This window comes from Limosilactobacillus urinaemulieris, from assembly GCF_014838745.1.
Taxonomy (GTDB): domain Bacteria; phylum Bacillota; class Bacilli; order Lactobacillales; family Lactobacillaceae; genus Limosilactobacillus; species Limosilactobacillus urinaemulieris.
In genome coordinates this window covers 1-286 of record NZ_JABUXR010000055.1, presented here as the reverse complement: position 1 = coordinate 286, position 286 = coordinate 1, and the positions used below count along the sequence as shown (strand labels likewise).

At 52.8% G+C, this 286-nt stretch carries 1 protein-coding gene; it reads left to right on the top strand.

The features are described 5' to 3' along the window. Nucleotides 1–286, top strand: a 286-nt coding sequence (locus HUK45_RS09400; RefSeq protein WP_206683837.1) for a transporter substrate-binding domain-containing protein, incomplete at both ends; no start/stop codon positions are given.

The following is a 286-nucleotide window of genomic DNA, read 5'->3' as shown; positions in this document are numbered from 1 at the left end:
CCAACCTCTTATTCACTTTAAAAAAGCGATGCTGTTACCGGCCGTACTGGGCGCAGCCTTATCGCTTGGTGCCACGGCAAACGCACAGGAAGTGCTAAAAGCAGGCGGAACGCCAAGCGGAATTCCGTTTACGTTCCTGGACGTGCAAACCAATGAGATCACCGGCGCGATGGTCGATCTGGTCAACGCACTAGGCGAAGATATGGGCTATGAGGTCACTATTCAGGAATCGCAGTTCAACGCCTTGATACCTTCGCTGACCGCTGGGCATATCGACATCATTTCC